12 protein-coding genes and 1 pseudogene are annotated in these 18604 nt (G+C 33.4%); 7 read left to right on the top strand and 6 right to left on the bottom strand.

Translation table 11 applies throughout. The features are described 5' to 3' along the window. The first annotated feature begins 750 nt into the window (after positions 1-750). Positions 751-981 carry a helix-turn-helix domain-containing protein gene (locus RBB48_RS24710; protein WP_000467334.1) on the top strand — a complete coding sequence of 77 codons (231 nt, stop codon included), beginning with the start codon at positions 751-753 and terminating at the stop codon, positions 979-981. 294 nt (positions 982-1275) lie between these two features. Here the strand turns inward: RBB48_RS24710 and RBB48_RS24705 are convergent. Next, positions 1276-2273: pseudogene (locus tag RBB48_RS24705) on the bottom strand (IS4 family transposase); the annotation flags it as partial. Between the two features lie 309 nt (positions 2274-2582). Here RBB48_RS24705 and RBB48_RS24700 point away from each other — a divergent pair. The 5 genes from RBB48_RS24700 to RBB48_RS24680 all read left to right on the top strand — a co-directional run bounded on the left by RBB48_RS24700 (position 2583) and on the right by RBB48_RS24680 (position 9143). After that, the gene (locus tag RBB48_RS24700; RefSeq protein ID WP_306008233.1) at positions 2583-3569 is read left to right on the top strand and encodes a LacI family DNA-binding transcriptional regulator; all 987 of its coding nucleotides are present in this window, start codon (positions 2583-2585) and stop codon (positions 3567-3569) included. Positions 3570-3704: 135 nt separating this feature from the next. Further along, positions 3705-5084, top strand: coding sequence for a sucrose-specific PTS transporter subunit IIBC (locus tag RBB48_RS24695; RefSeq protein ID WP_306008232.1), 1380 nt, complete (start codon positions 3705-3707; stop codon positions 5082-5084). Positions 5085-5098: 14 nt separating this feature from the next. Further along, a complete protein-coding gene (locus RBB48_RS24690) occupies positions 5099-6574 on the top strand; it encodes a glycoside hydrolase family 32 protein (RefSeq protein ID WP_306008231.1) in 1476 nt (491 codons plus the stop codon). Continuing rightward, on the top strand, positions 6571-7512 hold the full coding sequence (locus tag RBB48_RS24685; RefSeq protein ID WP_306008230.1) for a carbohydrate kinase family protein: 942 nt from the start codon (positions 6571-6573) through the stop codon (positions 7510-7512). The genes RBB48_RS24690 and RBB48_RS24685 overlap by 4 nt, the downstream gene beginning before the upstream one ends. Before the next feature lie 656 nt (positions 7513-8168). Beyond that, positions 8169-9143, top strand: coding sequence for an NAD(P)H-dependent flavin oxidoreductase (locus RBB48_RS24680; RefSeq protein ID WP_306008229.1), 975 nt, complete (start codon positions 8169-8171; stop codon positions 9141-9143). 140 nt (positions 9144-9283) lie between these two features. Here the strand turns inward: RBB48_RS24680 and RBB48_RS24675 are convergent, their stop codons facing one another. Next, on the bottom strand, positions 9284-10189 hold the full coding sequence (locus RBB48_RS24675; protein ID WP_000167466.1) for an Rpn family recombination-promoting nuclease/putative transposase: 906 nt from the start codon (positions 10187-10189) through the stop codon (positions 9284-9286). A gap of 312 nt (positions 10190-10501) precedes the next feature. Between RBB48_RS24675 and RBB48_RS24670 the strand changes: the two genes are divergently transcribed. Beyond that, entirely contained in the window at positions 10502-10897 is a 396-nt protein-coding gene (locus tag RBB48_RS24670) for a DUF3221 domain-containing protein (RefSeq protein ID WP_306008228.1), read from the top strand. A gap of 144 nt (positions 10898-11041) precedes the next feature. Here RBB48_RS24670 and scfB read toward each other — a convergent pair whose 3' ends face one another. The 4 genes from scfB to RBB48_RS24650 form a co-directional block, all read right to left on the bottom strand. Beyond that, positions 11042-12448, bottom strand: coding sequence for a thioether cross-link-forming SCIFF peptide maturase (scfB, locus tag RBB48_RS24665; RefSeq protein WP_306008227.1), 1407 nt, complete (start codon positions 12446-12448; stop codon positions 11042-11044). A 76-nt stretch (positions 12449-12524) separates the two neighbouring features. Next, complete coding sequence (gene scfA / locus RBB48_RS24660; RefSeq protein WP_000821352.1) at positions 12525-12674, bottom strand: six-cysteine ranthipeptide SCIFF; 150 nt, start codon at positions 12672-12674, stop codon at positions 12525-12527. A 614-nt stretch (positions 12675-13288) separates the two neighbouring features. Next, positions 13289-16012, bottom strand: a complete 2724-nt coding sequence (locus RBB48_RS24655) for a putative mucin/carbohydrate-binding domain-containing protein (protein ID WP_306008226.1) — start codon at positions 16010-16012, stop codon at positions 13289-13291. Positions 16013-16116: 104 nt separating this feature from the next. Continuing rightward, the gene (locus tag RBB48_RS24650; RefSeq protein WP_306008225.1) at positions 16117-18483 is read right to left on the bottom strand and encodes a putative mucin/carbohydrate-binding domain-containing protein; all 2367 of its coding nucleotides are present in this window, start codon (positions 18481-18483) and stop codon (positions 16117-16119) included. Between the last annotated feature and the right edge of the window lie 121 nt (positions 18484-18604).

Here is an 18604-nt window from a genome sequence, read left to right as displayed (position 1 = left end):
CAAAAGAGTCTCAATCTCATTTCATCCTATAAAAATGAGATTGAGATTTTTCATATTATGTTGGGTATGGCAACCCAAACATAATATGGGGTACAGAGATATTAAAGTTGTTTAAATTACATTAAAAAATAATATGCATCCTACAAGCCTAGTCATATCAGTGAAAAAGTAACTAAATTTGTAGACGGGATAGAAATATTTTTTGTTACACAAACTGGCCGACTGTACTTTTTTCACTACAAACTCATAACTTAACAGCCGGGTAGAAAGTGATGAGTATACTGGACCAAATATGATTGATTTCGGATTCCATATTTTTTGTTAGTACTTCCTTTCATCATATCTAAAACAGATTTATATGCTTAGTGACAAGGTCGATCAAACTATATAAGCAGATGATCCATTCTACTCATTCGCCATATTATGCATAATAATATATATAATACGTGTCTACAAATTAAAGATCAAAAAAAGAAAAAATCTGAAGATCCTTCTGACGTAAGGAATTTCAGATTTTTTTATTTTAGTAATACCCTTTGCAACAAGTTGCCATTAGGATAGTGTATCAGCAACTTGTAGCTATTACTATGAATGCTAGATTCCTCAAAATTATTCCATATTTTTTCATTTTATTTATATTATTCTATGCTTTGTTCTAAAGTATAATTCCATATTTATGGACAAAAGTTTAAATTTATGGAATTTTGTACAAGCTATTTATACGCTATTTTTAATTAGGAGGGATTCTTTATGTTTGGTCTAGGAAAAAAAAGAACTCCATTTGGTGAGTATTTAGATCACAGAGGAATCAAACAACAATGGCTTGTACAAAGAACTGGATTAAGTAAATCTCTGATAAGTGATTTAGCAAATAAAAAGGATCGTATTCCCACTTTAACATCTGCAACTAAAATCATTAGAATACTAAAAAAATTTGATAAGCATATTGATTATCAAGATTTTTGGAATATTGATATTTAATACCTCTAAAATGTACTGCACATCTAATTGTCTCTAATCCAATTGTGTAGATTACTAAAAACATAGATTTTTCCCTTTATAACTAATGATTATTTAACACTTATAATACAAAAATTCCTTTTATTAAAAAGGATATAAATTTCTATTTAGCTCTGTTCATATCCCTTGCCCATCAACTGAAGAACAGAAACACAATGAACTTTCGTTCATCAGGGCTAAAATATTCTTAAAGTAGAGGTACACTCTTAATAATGTGCATGCTAAATAAACCTATATAGGCATCATTTTAAAAAATTATGCAACTTTCTTTTGTCTTCTCAAACCACTATACTCATATACAATGCCCAGAATATCAAAGACAGTCTTCTTCTCATACCGATGAGATTTTCGTCCGTTATTTTGAAAGAGATTAAAAAGCCGGAGAAAAACCTTTGTTATTTTTTTGGTATCTTTTTGTAGAGCTTCATACACCAAATACAGATGATCTTGAATCATGTAAATAGCTTTATATTCACTTAATTCTTTATGCTGAGTCTATATATCACAACTCGTGAGGGTAATTTTTGTTGTCCAATTTAGGCATTCTGAATTTCATAAGTATCTCCTGGTTTTATCTGATGCATCATATCTTCAAGGCTAAGCAAAACATATAAAGATTGCTTTTTTACTGTCCCATTCCGAAAGAATTCTGGCAATTCATTTTTCACATATACTCTATTATTTAATTTCAACCGTGAAACATAGAATACTCCCCGTTGATCCATCTAATCTAAATCTTTTAGAGAAAAGTATCCTAAATCTCGAATACACAAATCTACTGGGCGTAAGGTATCCAAACACTCTGTACCAAAGGTTTTATCGTTATTTTTACCTGGTTCCATTTGAAAATTGAGGGATTTTTCACTATGTAAATCATACTCTAGATGAATCTTATTACCAGCTGTTTGTGCACATCCTCCTGAACCTGGATAAATAAGTGCCAAATGATTGGGTACTTGAAAAATAGTAGCATCTAAAATACGTATACGTTGAAAATAGGAAGTGTATTGGTTTGAGATTTGATACGAATCGTTTAGTTTGCTTTTGATTAAAAGGGAAAATACACGCTGTAGGAATAAAACAGCGTACAGGTTAAAACGTTGATTAAGCCCTTCTGGGCTCTTAAGTGTAGCTGTATTTGCATAAAGCTGACTACATAATCGAGTAAAAGAATCGCTTGCTACCTGTTGACTAATCCAGATACATTAAGTAGCCAATTCTCGTGCGCCGTCTTTTCTGTATATTTCTAAAAAAAGAATAGCGTTTTTTTCGTTTTATGGATACACTTTTTTAGTTTGATGGCGATGTTGTCTTCCCACCAGAAAGTCTGTCCAAAAGCAGGTACGACTGATTAATATTCTCTTTGGCCTTACCGCATAAACAGTCATTCCATTAGGAATAACTGATTCTTTTTACTCTTCATTATCTTTTTGCACCAGAACCGTATTTATTCCACTTCATATACGTGAGGTGGTTTTTTCTTTTCCTCTTCTTGTTTACGTCCTCACTAATTCTCCCTATAATAAAATTAAGATTTTTTATGAATACGAAGGTGAAATAATATGACTAAAACAATTGCAGATATCGCCAAATTGGCTGGAGTTGCAAAAAGCACAGTTTCTCGTTACTTAAACGGTGGATACGTAAGTGATAAAACAAAACTTAAAATCGAAAGTATTATTCAGGAAACAAATTTCTCTCCCAATACATTTGCTCAAAGCTTAAAAGCAAAAACAACAAATTTAATTGGTGTCATCATCCCCCGATTAGACTCCTTCGCTACAATGAAAACACTTATCGGGATCGATAAAACATTACAGGAAAATAACTATCAAATGCTTGTAGCAAATGCAAATCAAACAATTGAAACTGAGATACAAGCAATGGAAAACTTTATAAAACAAAGGATAGCTGGCATTATTTTATTAACAAAAACTTTAACAAATAAGCATCAACAAATTATTATTAATTCAAATATCCCTATTTTATTCGTTGGACAAGAATATAAAGATCAATATTGCCTCGTTCATGATGATTATGATGCAGCTTATGAGTTAGGAGCATACGTGTTATCACAAGGACATAGAAATATAGCCTATTTAGGAGTAGAAAAAGATGATATTTCTGTTGGTATAAATCGAAAAAACGGTTTTCAAAAAGCAATTGAAAATTTAGAACCGACTTGCAGTGTTTGTTATTACGAAACATCTTTCCAAATAGAAGATGCCATGAAACAAGTACAACATATTTTAATTAATAACCGTCCAACGCTTATCGTATGTGCTACAGATAACATCGCACTTGGGGCAATGAAAGTCATTCACTCCCATTCTCTTTCTGTACCAAATGATATTTCTGTAACAGGATTCGGCGGATATGATATTTCAGAAATGGTACACCCTAGTTTAACGACAATTGCGTTTGACTATGAGTATGCTGGAAAGCTTGCTGCCACTTCTCTTTCACAGCTTGTTGAAAACAAAACTATACCAAAAATATTACACTCTCGTTATACATTAAAAATCCAAGAAAGCGTTGACAAAATATAAAGGCGCTCTATAATAAAATTAAAACCGGTTCCACATTTTAAAAACAGGATTTTAAACATCATTTCCCTGTTTTTTATTTTAGCTCCTTGCGGAACCGGTTCCACATAAGAAAATTTATAGTAAGGGGGAATTTTTATGGATATGAAACAAATTGCAGCTCAAGTAATACAGAACATTGGTGGAAAGGAAAACATTGTTCGTGCCACACATTGCGCGACTCGCCTTCGTCTTATATTAAAGGATGATACGAAAATAAACGCTGCAGAAATCGAAAACATCGATGGAGTAAAAGGTGCTTTCGCAACGACCGAGCAATATCAAATTATTTTTGGAACTGGCATAGTAAACAAAGTATATGATGAATTCTCAAAACTAATTGGAATAGCCGAACTAGATTCTACAACATCAAACGATATACCTAAGAAAAAAATGAATCCTATCGCCCGCCTAGCAAAGACACTATCTAATATTTTTGTTCCAATTATTCCAGCTATCGTCGCAAGCGGTTTACTTATGGGTCTACTCGGAATGTTGAAAGCGTTTAAATTAGTTCCTGGAGATCACTCACTTATCCAATTACTTGATATGTTCTCAAGTGCAGCTTTCATCATTTTACCTATTTTAATTGGAGTTAGTGCCGCTAAAGAATTTGGTGGAAACATTTTCTTAGGTGCAGTTGTTGGTGGTATATTAACTCACCCAAGCTTAACAAATCCTTGGACTCTTTCAAATGCAAAACCCACTGTTTTACATTTCCTTGGTATGGATATTGATATGATTGGCTATCAAGGTACTGTTTTACCTATTTTATTATGCGTATATGTTATGAGTACAATTGAAAAAGAACTTCGAAAACGTGTTCCGAACTCTTTAGATTTATTAGTTACACCATTCTTAACAATTATTATAACTGGCTTTTTATCACTTATTATTATCGGACCAATTGGATATAAAATCGGTGACGGCATTACGTACCTTTTAAATACAATCTATCAATTTGCAGGACCAGTAGCTGGACTTATATTCGGCGGATTGTATTCAACAATCGTTCTTACTGGCTTACATCATAGTTTCCACGCTATTGAAGCAGGCTTACTCGCAAATAAAGATATCGGTGTCAATTTCTTACTCCCTATTTGGTCAATGGCGAACGTTGCACAGGGCGGTGCTACTTTAGCTGTCTATTTCAAAACAAAAAACAAAAAAACGAAAGAAATTGCAATTCCAGCAGCAGCTTCAGCATTTTTAGGAATTACGGAACCAGCTATTTTTGGTGTCAATTTAAAACTTGGTAAACCATTTATTGCAGCAGCTATTGGTGGCGCAATTGGTGGCGCTTACGTTGTTTGGATGCAAGTAGCGGCTAATGCATACGGTTTAACAGGTATTCCAATGCTTACAATTGTTGCACCTCTTGGCATAATGAATATGATTCACTATGTAATTGGGTTCGCTATTGCAATTATCACTGCTTTTGTTGCTACATTCATTTTATATAAAGAAAGTAAACAATAACGAGGGGAAAACCTATGTCAAAATATAAAACAATATTGCAATCTGATAAAGACGAATTACAATCTTTATATGAAATTGCAAACCAAGATTCATGGAAACCAATTTATCATATCCATCCATCCTTTGGATTAATGAATGATCCTAACGGTGTATCATACTACAATGATGAATATCATGTTTTTTATCAGTGGTATCCATTTGGTCCCATTCACGGAATGAAGCATTGGGGACATGTGAAATCAAAAGATCTTATTAACTGGGAGCGTATGCCTGTAGCTATCATACCTACTGAAAGCTATGAATCGCACGGTGCATATTCTGGTAGCGCTATCGTAAAAGACGGACTTCTTCACTTACTGTATACAGGAAATATAAAAAAATCTGATGATTCCCGTGATGCAAAACAATGTATGGTAATAATGGATTCTCAATATAAGATGACGAAATATAGTAATAATCCTGTTATTGATGTAATCCCTGACGGATATACAACACATGTGCGTGATCCAAAAGTATGGAAACATAACGATATATACTATATGTTACTCGGTGCGCAACGCAAAAATAAAACTGGAACTCTTTTACTATATAAGTCGCAAGACCTATACAATTGGAATTTCCAAGGTGAAATTACAACAAACTTAAAAGAATTTGGATTCATGTGGGAATGCCCCGATTACTTCCAATTATCGGGGAAAGATGTACTTCTCTTTTCACCTCAAGGAATTGAAAAGGAAGAAGAAAATTTTCAAAATGTATACAATGTTGTTTATGCTATAGGACATTTCGATATTGAAAATTTACATTTCCATGTTGATTCATATTACGAGGTTGATAAAGGATTCGATTTTTATGCCCCTCAAACTCTAAAAGACTCTACTAGTCGCCGCCTATTGTTTGCTTGGGCAGGATCAAGTGAAATCACGTATCCTTCTGATGATTATATGTGGGCTCATTGTTTAACACTTCCACGTGAATTAACATTAGAGGACAGCATATTAAAACAAAAACCAGTTTCAGAACTAGCCAATTTACGAACAACAAAAAAAGAAATTTCAGGAGATATAACAGCTGGATTAAATATATTATCAAAACTTGATTATAAAGACTCTTATGAATTAATTGTTACTCTCAAAACAGAGAATGCAAACCTATTCGGACTTTCTCTTTTCCATAATGAAGAGGAATGTTTTCCAATTACATTTAATCGCAAAGAAGGTACTGTTTCTATAGACAGGAGTAACTTCTGCCATCAATTTGGCGGAGAATATGGTTATGAACGCTATAAAAAAATTCAGATTCAAGATACGATAGAACTACAAATATTTGTAGATACAAGTATCGTGGAAATTTTCTTATACGATGGTTCAACAGTCTTTACGTCCCGAGTTTTCCCTCGAAAAGACTTGAAACATCATATAGCAATCTTTTCAGATGCAAAACTAAACTTTATCATTACACAATATAAGCTGAAAAGAGGGATTGTATGAGAAATGTCTTTTGTATCGGTGAACTATTAATTGATTTCGTTTGCCGAAATACCAATGTTTCTTTAGTAAACGGTTCAGATTTCGAAAAAAAAGCTGGTGGAGCACCCGCTAACGTTGCTGCTGCGATTACAAAATTAGGTGGACACGCTACATTTATGGGGCAAGTAGGAAACGACCCATTTGGTGAGTTTCTTGAACAAACTTTACAGCGTGCGCAAGTCGATACATCCATGCTCATAAAAGATAAACAAACAACACTTGCATTCGTATCCATCGATCAAGATGGCGAACGTGATTTTACTTTTATGCGTGGTGCAGATGGTGAATATCAATTCAATAGCATTGATTTATCAAAAATACAAACGAATGATTTAATACATTTCGGTTCAGCGACAGCTTTACTATCAAGCCCATTAAAAGAAACGTATTTTCAGTTGTTACAATATGCGAAAGATAACGGCCATTTTATTTCTTTTGATCCAAATTATCGAAGTGCACTCATTACAAATACAGAACAATTCTCTCAAGATTGTCTAACCTTTATAAAACATGCACACTTCGTAAAAGTAAGTCAAGAGGAAGCTACTATGCTCTCTAAAGAGATTGATTTACAACAAGCTGCACTCAAATTATTAAATTATGGCGCAAAAGTAGTAGCTATTACACTTGGAAAAGACGGTACCCTTCTTGCGACAAATGAAGGTCAAACCATTGTCTCTTCTATTTCCATTCAACAAGTCGATACAACTGGTGCTGGCGATGCTTTCGTCGGAGCGATGTTATATCAAATTGCAAAAAGCGAACAAACTCTTTCTCATAATTTTAAAGATTTGACAGAATTTATCTCATTTGCAAATAAAGTAGGCGCTATAACCTGTACAAATTACGGAGCAATTGCCTCTCTTCCCTCATTAACACATATAAAAGCATACGATTAGTCGTATGCTTTTTACATTCATCTCCAGAAATCATGCATCATAAAAAAAGTTTAAAACGACGAGAATAACCGTCCCACATAAAGTAATGTGTCGTTATATACTCTTCTCCCCCTTCCCTTGCTTTAACAAAGACCTCAATAAATCCGACTAACAATATCAAATCAATATATGGAACTTAAAAAGAGAAGACGGGTAGTGTAAATTGAGAATAAAGTTTCTGTAGGGATACAGCCGCATGCCCATCAACTTAAGAAAAATAAACGCCCTAAAACGAAAAAAATGAGCTAACTTCTCAAAGTAGCTGCCTGTAGAGAAAGAAAATTTTCGTTTAGGGGGTACTTCAAAACCTTAGCTTGATGGCGATGTGCTCATATCCCCACTCAAAATAATTAATGATTACATCCCACTTCAATTTTGACAAATCTAATCTTTAAAGACATTTTTCATTAGAATATTCAAATTTCGTTGCTTTTATATCCAAAAGCCTAAATGTACATTTGAAATTATTCTAAATTTTATAGCGAAATATTCGAACATTTTGTGAAAACCAACAAAAAACATTACAAACTACTAGTAGTAGGTATTAATTTCCTAGTGTTTGTTCCAAACACTGTGTTAAACTGAGGGGGTTTAACAGATCTACTCTAATAACATTAATGAAATGGGGTATTTACTTGAACTTTCCACAATTAAAAATCGGGCATATGATGCCAAAGGTCCCAATTATGCAGGGAGGAATGGGTGTAGGCATTTCATTAAGTAAACTTGCATCTGCAGTTGCAAATGCTGGAGGAATTGGGATTATATCAGGAACTGGTATTTCCATAGATGAAATGAGAATGCATATTAGGAAGGCGAAAGAAAAGATCCGGAATACTGGTTATATTGGAGTAAATGTCCTTTTTGCAATGAATGATTTTGCTGAAAAAATGAAAGCAGCCATTGAAGAAAAAGTTGATTTCATCATATCTGGTGCTGGCATTTCACGAGATATGTATACTTGGGGGAAAAACGCCGGCATACCAGTTATTTCAATAGTTTCCTCAGCCAAACTCGCTAGATTATCTGAACGCTTGGGTGCGGCCGCTGTTGTAGTAGAGGGGCATGAAGCAGGAGGACATCTGGGTACCGATCGACCTTTATTCGATATATTACCGGAAGTAGTTGCAGCAGTCGAAATTCCCGTAATTGCTGCTGGAGGAATTATGACCGGGAAAGATATTGCGCATGCCTTAAAAATGGGTGCATCTGGTGTGCAAATGGGTACAAGATTCGTTGCAAGTAATGAGTGTGACGCACCACTATCCTTTAAGGAAAAATATATAAATGCTCGATTAGAAGATACTATATTAGTCAAAACAACTGTCGGTCTTCAAGGTCGTGCGGTTAAAAATAACTTTACTAAATTAATAGCTGATAATAATAAAAAGATAAAAATAAAAAAGTGTATAAATTGCTTAAAAAACTGTTCTTATCGTTTCTGCACGCTAGATTCTTTGATAACCTCTATGGATGGTGATTGTGAAAATGGTCTTGTTTTCGCAGGTGCACGAGTAAATGAAGTCAAAGAGATTTTGCCCGTTCAAACAATTATTAACAATATTATGATGGAATATAGAGCATGTATTTAAGGTAGCATCCATGTATAGTTCTTTAAAAAATATTTAATGTTGTAAATTCTTATTTTGCTGACGATACATCAATTAATAATTATGGGCATTATTGGTCATAAAAAAGAACACCTACAAATGCTGTAGGTGTTCTTTTTTATTTATAATTGGATAATTTCTCTTATTTCTTCTATAGGTAACTTCGTAAATTTCGCAATATCCTCTACAGACATTCCGTTTTTATACATACCACATACCAATTGTATACGTTCGGCTTTTTTCCCTTCTTCAATACCCTTTTCAATACCTTTTTTAATTCCTTGCTCCTCTGCGTGAGCAAACTTTGCAGCTTCATCCATTAGGGTTTTTTCCCTCGCTTCATAGGCTTGTCGGAAAGTCGAATCTTGACTCATTCGCTCCCACTTATTCATTGCTTTTTGTAAAATCGGATCTTGATTCATCGCAATGTCCTCCAATGTTTGAGTTAAGTGTTCATCTTCATTTGCCGGAAGTAATAACAGCCAACGAACAAATGAATCTTCCCACGGATTAACTTTCTCTTCCCGCCATTGTTCCATTAGTTTGGGAAGCTCTATAACATGAATCTCTATATCATCACTAAACTGCTTTTGCTGTTGTACATTCCATAGCTTTCCCGTTGTATGAAATTCCTCATATTCGGGAAAAAGTACGAAGTTTAACAAATTAATAGTAATTGTTTTACTAAGAGAGCTGTAAGGCATCCCTTTTTGTAACTGTGAAGTATATAATTTACCCCAGTAATACAAACTTCGTTTAATCATGTCGTGATTATTATTCAGCTGAATTTCTACGTTTACTTTAGTACCTGTGTCTAATGTAGCTGAGACATCTAAAATTGATAATTTATCATCCTCGTGTTCTCGATGTAAATGTGGATCCTCTAATTGTAGTGACATAATAGGTGATTCTAATGAATTCTTTAGCATGGCATTTAAAAATGTGATAAGAATATCCTCACTACCACTTGTCCCAAATAATTGCTTAAAAGCAAAATCAATTCGTAAATTTACTAATGACTTGGTCATGACTTTCCTCTTCCTGTCTAAGAAACTCTCTTTTCTTTATTGTACATAAAAATTAGGTAATCATGCAAATAGGAACATTTACAAAAAATTACGCTATCATTCTTTTCAAAAAAATATATACACTAGAGATAAAGATACAATTAATAGTTAATTTGGTGAATTATAACATATATTATCTTTAAATAATACCCATTTTAAAAAACAATGGATTATTTGTGACATAATTGTTAAATTTAGGGATATAAAAAGGCTTTCTATATAAAAAATAGAAAGGTGATGGCCTACGGATAAAATATAAGGGGGATTTATATTATGTCTTCAAAAAAACAAAAATTAGTAACAGTGGTTACCACTCTGACGCTAGGATGTGGATTAACTTTCGGATTAACTCCTACTTCGGCAGATTCTATAAGTAATCCTACTCCTATTAAGGAAGAACAAGAAAGGATACAGATACCTTTCACTGGATATGTTATTTCAGCAGATGATAATTATTTAGTTGTAGCTAACACTAATACAAAAGAGGAGGCACTTTCTTATCAAAATAATTGGTGGGAATTAGCTTCTCAAAATAAAATTTTACGTGTTCCTGTTACTAGCAAAGATAACTATAGCGTAGGTGAAAAACTAAATATATTTTCCGTAGGATGGACTCACTCTATTCCACCAATCGCTGTTATGCCTGTTATCGAGAAAATAATTGAATAAATTATATATTTTTTACAAAAGAAGATAGCCATTACAGTTGGCTATCTTCTTTTAAACTCATTTATTCTAAATTGGACTAAAGAATTTTTGTTTGTAACTATCTTTATAAATTTATGCTATAACAACGCTTGTGCACTTTTGTATTTACTGAACTATGGCTTGTTCTTCCTTCTTCATAGCTCTAATGGATTGAGCTACTTTAACCATCATAGAACATTCTATCCTCTTGCGGAAGATTTTACAGCTGAACTCATGTGTTCCCTTAAGGGAACCCGTTGCATGTATTGTATTAGCTGGGCAACCACCGCTACAGTAAAGCTGTGCCCAACATTCCTGACATTCCGGTTTTGAATAGCAATTACTCTCCTTAAATTGAGACTGTATCTCTGTTTTTGTAATGCCATCCCAGATATTCCCCATACTATATTCTTCTTCCCCAACAAACTGATGACAAGGAAATATCTCCCCCCATGGGGTAATAGCAAGGTATTCAGTCCCAGAACCGCAACCAGAAATTCTTTTTTGAACGCATGGACCTTCTGAAAGGTCAAGCATGTAATGATAGAAAGTGAAACCGTTTCCTTTTTCCTCACGGTTTAGCATTTCCTTTGAGAGAATTTCATATTGATTGTAAATTTCCAAAAGATCTTCTTCACCGAGCGCATATGGTTCTCGTGGATTACAGATAACTGGTTCCATTGATATCTTATTAAAACCTAGATCAGCGATGTGATAAATATCATTGGTAAAATCGACATTATTATGGGTATAGGTTCCACGTACATAATATTCTTTATCTCCACGCTTCTCAACAAATTCCTGAAAATTTGGAACAATATGATTGTAGCTACCCTTCCCATTGACAGTTTTACGTAGATAATCATGAACTTTTTTTCTTCCATCAAGGCTTAATACAACATTGTGCATTTCCTGATTCAAGAAGTCAGTAATTTCATCATTAAGCAGCATACCATTTGTAGTAAAGGTAAAACGAAAAGTTTTTTTGTACTCTTTTTCTTTATTTCTTGCATAGACGACAATCTGTTTGACAGTCTTCCACGCCATGAGTGGCTCCCCACCAAAAAAATCAACATCGAGATTTCGATGATTACCTGAGTTTTCTAATAGAAAATCGATGGCTCTTTTTCCAACTTCATAACTCATGATGGCCCTATTTCCATTGTATTTTCCTTGGCTAGCAAAGCAGTATTCACACGACAGATTACATGTATGCGCGACATTAAGGCAAAGAGCCTTCACATAAGTGGGACGATTTATCAAATCAATTGAAAGGTCTTTATAATCATCATCGGTAAAAAGCTTCCCATCTCTTTTTAGTTCTTCAATATCCGCAATTATTTCTCGAATTTCCTTCTCGGAAACGTGGAAATCATATTTATACTTTTCTTGCATCGTTGACAGGATTTCTTCCATAGGAGTATTCTCATATAGCATAATTATTTCATAAGCAAGATCGTCAACAACATGTACCGACCCGCTATAAGTATCTAACACGATATTGTATCCATTTAATTTATATTGATGAATCATACTGGATAATCAAACTCCTTTTTCATAAAGATTGCCGCCCATATAAAATATAACTGCGTACAATACTACTTGTTTCCTATCTATTTATTGTATTTTCACACTTTTGATTTGCAACTCCACATGAAGTTTTACAAGCGGATTGACAAGATGTCTGACATGCACCACATCCACCATGTTTTATAGTATCTTGCAGTTTACAAGTGCTCAGTGTTATAATTCTTTTCATTATCTATAACCTCCTTTTGAAATAATTTTGAAGAACTATGGTATATGATTGTGATTTATTTCACAATCATATACCATAGTTCTTTAATTTCCCACCAATTATCACTAATATCTTGATATATTAACAAGCTACTTTTACTTTCCTTTCTTTTAACCTTATTTTGAAATATCACGAGAAGACCAAATATTATCTATTTAACAGTTACATACCATAAAAGCTACATATAGATTACTGTTTACTGTAATTATTTATACATAGATACGGTACGTGAAATTAAAGTATTTATCCTATAAAAAATATGGACATTTATAACTTTTTGCTACAACTATAAAAAGTCAACCCCATTGGAATTGACCTTTTATAGACTGTGGCAACAGAAGGATGTCATAAAACTAGGATTTGATATTGTAGTATTTCACTTGTGAAAAGTATAACATGATTAAACAAGAATAGATGTGTCAATCCTTGGAACATTGGTTATAAGTTAATTTTTCAAGTATATATAATATTTAATGGGCCGATAGAATTCATCATACATCACTATCAATAATTAACGCTTTTTTAATAATAAAAAAGATGTCCAAAAAATTATATTTTTTAGACATCCCTTTAATCTATTTTATTAATAATCCCGTAGGAGTAACTTGATATGTTTTTTTCTTACCCACAAATTCCTGTTTACTATTCTCAAGATTAGTAAGTGTGGCACGTGTCTTTTCCTTTTGTGCTTCTCCCTCTATATGAGTAAACTCAATATAATCTCCTACTTTAACGGGAACGGTTTGGCTTTCAGCAGCTTGTTGTCTATTTCCTACAATTTCTTTATTGTACAAAATATTGCCCGATGAATTTTGAACTTTAATGCTTGCATACGTACTAGTAAAATAGGAATGAGGTATACCCGTTTCTATTTTAATCTGCATTTTTTCTGTTGCTTTGTTATACTCTACTTTTGCGATTTCTCGATCATTATATCCCTTTAAAGACCACGCAAATTGATTTCCATCTAAAACTGTTGTTTCTGGCATTTTCTCTACTTTCTTCAGGCCTTCTTTTGTAACTTCGTACATGGCTTTTTTTCCAAAACTCTCTTGTTTACTATTATCTACATTTGTGAGAGTAGCTCTATGCACACCTTCTAGATGTGTTAACTCTATATAATCTCCTACTTTGGCTGAAACTTTTTGCGATTCAGCATTTTGTTGTTTATTTCCATAAATGTCTTTATTGTATACTACTTTCCCTGATGCATTTTGTACTTTAATACTCGCATATGTTTCATTAAAATAATGATGTGGTATGCCTGCTTTTAAGTCCACTTGCAGTTCTTCTGTCGACTTATTGAAATTGATTTTAGCAAACTCGAAATCACTGATTCCTTTTAGCGACCAAGCAAATTGATTTCCATCTAAAATTGTTGCTTCTGGCATTTTTTCTAGTTTCTTCAGACCTTCTTTTGTAACTTCGTATATGACTTTTTTTCCAAAGCTCTCTTGTTTACTATTGTCTACATTTGTGAGAGTAGCTCTATGCACACCTTCTAGATGTGTTAACTCAATATAATCTCCTACTTTGACTGAAACTTTTTGCGATTCAGCATTTTGTTGTTTATTTCCATAAATGTCTTTATTGTATACTACTTTTCCTGATGCATTTTGTACTTTAATACTCGCATATGTTTCATTAAAATAATGATGTGGTACGCCTGCTTTTAAGTCCACTTGCAGTTCTTCTGTCGATTTATTGAAATTAATTTTAGCAAACTCGAAATCACTAATTCCTTTTAGTGACCATGCAAACTGGTTTCCTTCTAAAATGTTTGACGAGTTCGGTATATCTGAGCTAAAACCTAAGTTATCTAATATAGATTTTAGATCAGGTAAGACACCTATTCTATCATTCCACGGATCTTGGGATTTTGTTCCTGTATTTGGATTACTTAAAATATTTCTTAATTCGGCTGGTGTATAAGGAGAACCTCGATGTTCTTTAGCAATACCTTGAATCGAAGTTGCTGCCCCGGCAATAATTGGTGAAGCACTTGATGTCCCGCTAAATGTTGATGTATATAAATTTGTAGTATTTTGACTTGGATTTGCAGATGTTGTATCAACATTTTCTCCCCATCCATATACATCTAATCGACTTCCATAATTTGAAAACCATAAACGTTTATGTGGAACAGTTGATGATCCCGCCCCAACCATAATAGCACCTGAATCCTTAAAGTCTGGACTATTTCGATTTAAGATTTTTTTTCCATTACGATCTTTAAAATTATCTAAGTCGTTTGAACCATTTGCTCCAGCTTCTATAATAATAATCCCTTTATCTGTACCAACACGAATCGCATCAAAAATATCTGGATGTACTTCTACAGGTAAATATTTATCCCCATACCCATCATACGAAGCTTGTGCCTCTAATAAAAGAATATCCCCTGCTTGTAAATTATGTACAGCACTTAAAATAGCATCCGCTGTATTATAAATTCCATTATCCCTGATTTGGGATATTACTTTTACATTTGCTCTTGGTGCAATTCCAATATTTCCAATTTGATTATCTTCGGATGAAACAATTCCTAATACAGAAGTACCATGAGCTCTATGCTGGCTTATATTTTGTCCAGACATAAGCATTATACTTTTATTAACTAGATCCTCATGGTTCAATAACCATCCATATTCCATATCCACAAAAGTTGTACCCTTTCCGTCACCACCTTTAATGCTCCAAGCATGCGAGGCATTAATTCCCTTTGGTGCCGCTTCAAGGTATCCTTGATTTTTAAATCTAGGATCATCGTACGGATTAACAGATAAATCTGGTAACTGTTGTATTTCAGGGGGTGTCAAAATTTGTTTTTCTTGTATATAAGCTTCCTCTACAAGAGGTGATGTTTCAAATTTTTTCAGTAATAATTCTATTTCTATGTTATTAGGAACTTGTACAATATAATAATTTAATAAATTGTTAGCTGATTGATTAACAAATGATTTAGAGTGTAATGATAACTTTTCAATCTCTATTGGATTTACAGATGAAAATAGGCGATTCAAAGTAAGTTCTGTATTTTCGGAAAATAACTTCTTTAAATTGTTATCATAATCCCCATTTTTTATTCGTTTCTCAATACCATCTTCATAAGGTAAGTCAATTTGATTTTTAAACTTTACAATTAATCTTTCTTCCTGTGAATCTCTTTCTTTGTATGTGACATTATAAGATTCAGCATAAACTTTATTATGAATACTATCATTTTGTAGGATTAGATCTGTTCCTACAAATGTTGTCATTGCAATTGATGAAATTAGAAACCCTTTGAATATGTTCATACTATACCCGCCAATCTATATTCTCTTGAGCATTTTTTAATGCGTATAATGGTTAAGATTTTTATATAATATATAAATCTATAATTTAACTTTTGTAGTGAAATCTATGGCTTTATTAATAATCCCATAGAGGTAACCTGATATATTCTTTTCTTTCCCATATACTCCTGTTTACTATTCTCAAGATTAGTAAGTGTGGCGCGTGTCTTTTCCTTTTGTGCTTCTCCCTCTATATGAGTAAACTCAATACAATCTCCTACTTTGACTGAAACGGTTTGGCTCTCAGCAGATTGTTGTCTATTTCCTATAATTTCTTTATTGTACAAAATATTACCGGATGAATTCTGGACTTTAATGCTTGCATACGTATTAGTAAAATAAGAATGGGGGATACCCGCTTCTAATTTAATCTGCATTTTTTCTGTTGCTTTGTTATATTCTATTTTCGCGATTTCTCGATCATTATATCCTTTTAATGACCAAGCGAATTGATTTCCATCTAAAACCGTTGTTTCTGGCATTTTCTCTACTTTCTTCAAGCCCTCTTTTGTCACTTGATACCTCGCTGTCTTTCCAATGGTTTCATTTTTGTTATTTTCAAGGTTAGTTAAAGTTGCTCGCATTTTTTCCTTTGTTGCTTCTCCTTCTATATGGGTAAATTCAATGTAATCCCCTACCTTGACGGGCACAGTTTGGCTTTCAGCATTTTGTTGTTTATTTCCCACAATTTCCTTATTGTACAGAACGTTGCCAGAAGCATTCTGGACCTTTATACTCGCATACGTACTAGCAAAATAGGAATGTGGTACACCTGCTTCTAGTTTTACCTTCATCTCTTCTACCGTTTTATCATAATCTACTTTTGCAATTTCTCTATCACTATATCCTTTTAATGACCACGCAAACTTGTTTCCTTCTAAAATTGTTGCTTCTGGCATTTTTTCTACTTTCTTCAGGCCTTCCTTTGTAACTTCGTATATGGCTTTTTTTCCAAAGCTCTCTTGTTTACTATTATCTACATTTGTAAGAGTAGCTCTATGTACACCTTCTAGATGTGTTAACTCTATATAATCTCCTACTTTGACTGGAACTTTTTGCAATTCAGCATTTTGCTGTTTGTTTCCATAAATCTCTTTGTTATAGACCACTTTACCTGATGTGTTTTGCACTTTAATACTTGCATATGTACTATCAAAGTAGTCATGTGGTACACCTGCTTTTAGCTCTATTTGCATTTCTTCTGTTGATTTATTTAAATTTACTTTCGCAAATTCAAAATCTCCAATCCCTTTCAGCGACCATGCAAATTCATTACCTTCAAAAATGTTTGGAGATTCATTTTTGATTTGTACCTTTTTCTCAACAGTTTGATCAAATATATCCGTTAATACAATTTTTGCATAAGCATTTGTTGGTAATGATATAGATTGACTGATTCCATTTTGATAAGATTTAATATCATCAATTACGTTAATAGGTTGACCCGTCATATTTTCGTTATTATAAATTTCAATTTTTCCCTTAAATTGCGGTGTACTATTTTCTTTTAGTTTCCAAGATACATTTAATTTTTCATTTTCATAATATATAGATTGGATATCATAATCTAGTTTTCCTATTTCAGGTTGAGTAGGTTGATTTAGCGTGAATATTTTTCCTGACCCAATAGTAGACTGCGTATTACCTCCTGCTTTGACCCATACATATTCTGAAGTAGCTCCTCCATCATATTGATAAGTATTATCATGCGTTCCAGAAATACTTTGATTATTCCAAGAACTCCATTGTTTATCAACTAATTTTCGGCTATAACCATTTTTTAGGCGCGCTTCTCGAACATTCTGTCCACTATCAGCCCAGTCTTCTTGAAACATTCCTAATCCATGATTAAATGCAACATTAGCAACCGGAAAGTCCATAATTGCAATTTGATGCCATTTATTCTTTGTTACATCTTTCATCCATTGTCCAAATTTAGTATGACCATTTTCTTGCCATGAACGCATTGTCATTCTGTACCAATTGTAGTCTTTCCAACCATAAGTTGTTTGAACCTTCATTCCTGTTCCTTCTCCTCCAAAGGGTCCAGCTTGCGAATTCGGAGATAAGTATTCGGCCTTTATTGCTTCTTTAGAGGAAATTGGATCCCATAAAGCAAAATGTAAAGTACGTTTTCCATTTTCATCAAACCCACTTTGTTGTTGAAAACCAGCATATCCTCCAGCTTCACCACCTGCATTCCAGTTGTGTACAGCCCAGTACGTATAAGGTGGAGTCTGAACTGGTGACCAGTCTATACTAATAATATCTGAAGCAGGTATATTTTGGGGACTCACATAAACTGCTGGAGCAGCTGAATGTGTTGCAGCTTTAGTGTGCGAAATAGACGTTCCAAACATAGAAAACATGCTACATGCTGCCGTAATTATAATAACTTTATTAAATCTTTGCTTTGTTTTCTGACTAATCACTAATCTACATCCTTTTCTAATTTTTATTATTGAATAATAACTTAGTAGAGAAATCTATCAAAATTCAAACAACATCCAGTAATTCTTTAAAATACTGGATGTTGTTCTATCTTCACATCTG

The organism is Bacillus sp. MMSF_3353 (genome assembly GCF_030733445.1).
Taxonomy (GTDB): Bacteria; Bacillota; Bacilli; order Bacillales; family Bacillaceae_G; genus Bacillus_A; species Bacillus_A wiedmannii.
The sequence above is the reverse complement of the archived record's forward strand: the minus strand, read 5'-3'. Positions and strand labels throughout refer to the sequence as shown.

Bases quoted from the DNA above. Each gene is read 5' to 3' on its own strand.
- RBB48_RS24710 (WP_000467334.1), top strand. From the start codon at position 751: ATGTTTGGTCTAGGAAAAAAAAGAACTCCATTTGGTGAGTATTTAGAT.
- RBB48_RS24700 (WP_306008233.1), top strand. From the start codon at position 2,583: ATGACTAAAACAATTGCAGATATCGCCAAATTGGCTGGAGTTGCAAAA.
- RBB48_RS24695 (WP_306008232.1), top strand. From the start codon at position 3,705: ATGGATATGAAACAAATTGCAGCTCAAGTAATACAGAACATTGGTGGA.
- RBB48_RS24690 (WP_306008231.1), top strand. From the start codon at position 5,099: ATGTCAAAATATAAAACAATATTGCAATCTGATAAAGACGAATTACAA.
- RBB48_RS24685 (WP_306008230.1), top strand. From the start codon at position 6,571: ATGAGAAATGTCTTTTGTATCGGTGAACTATTAATTGATTTCGTTTGC.
- RBB48_RS24680 (WP_306008229.1), top strand. From the start codon at position 8,169: ATGAAATGGGGTATTTACTTGAACTTTCCACAATTAAAAATCGGGCAT.
- RBB48_RS24675 (WP_000167466.1), bottom strand. From the start codon at position 10,189: ATGACCAAGTCATTAGTAAATTTACGAATTGATTTTGCTTTTAAGCAA.
- RBB48_RS24670 (WP_306008228.1), top strand. From the start codon at position 10,502: ATGTCTTCAAAAAAACAAAAATTAGTAACAGTGGTTACCACTCTGACG.
- scfB (WP_306008227.1), bottom strand. From the start codon at position 12,448: ATGATTCATCAATATAAATTAAATGGATACAATATCGTGTTAGATACT.
- scfA (WP_000821352.1), bottom strand. From the start codon at position 12,674: ATGAAAAGAATTATAACACTGAGCACTTGTAAACTGCAAGATACTATA.
- RBB48_RS24655 (WP_306008226.1), bottom strand. From the start codon at position 16,012: ATGAACATATTCAAAGGGTTTCTAATTTCATCAATTGCAATGACAACA.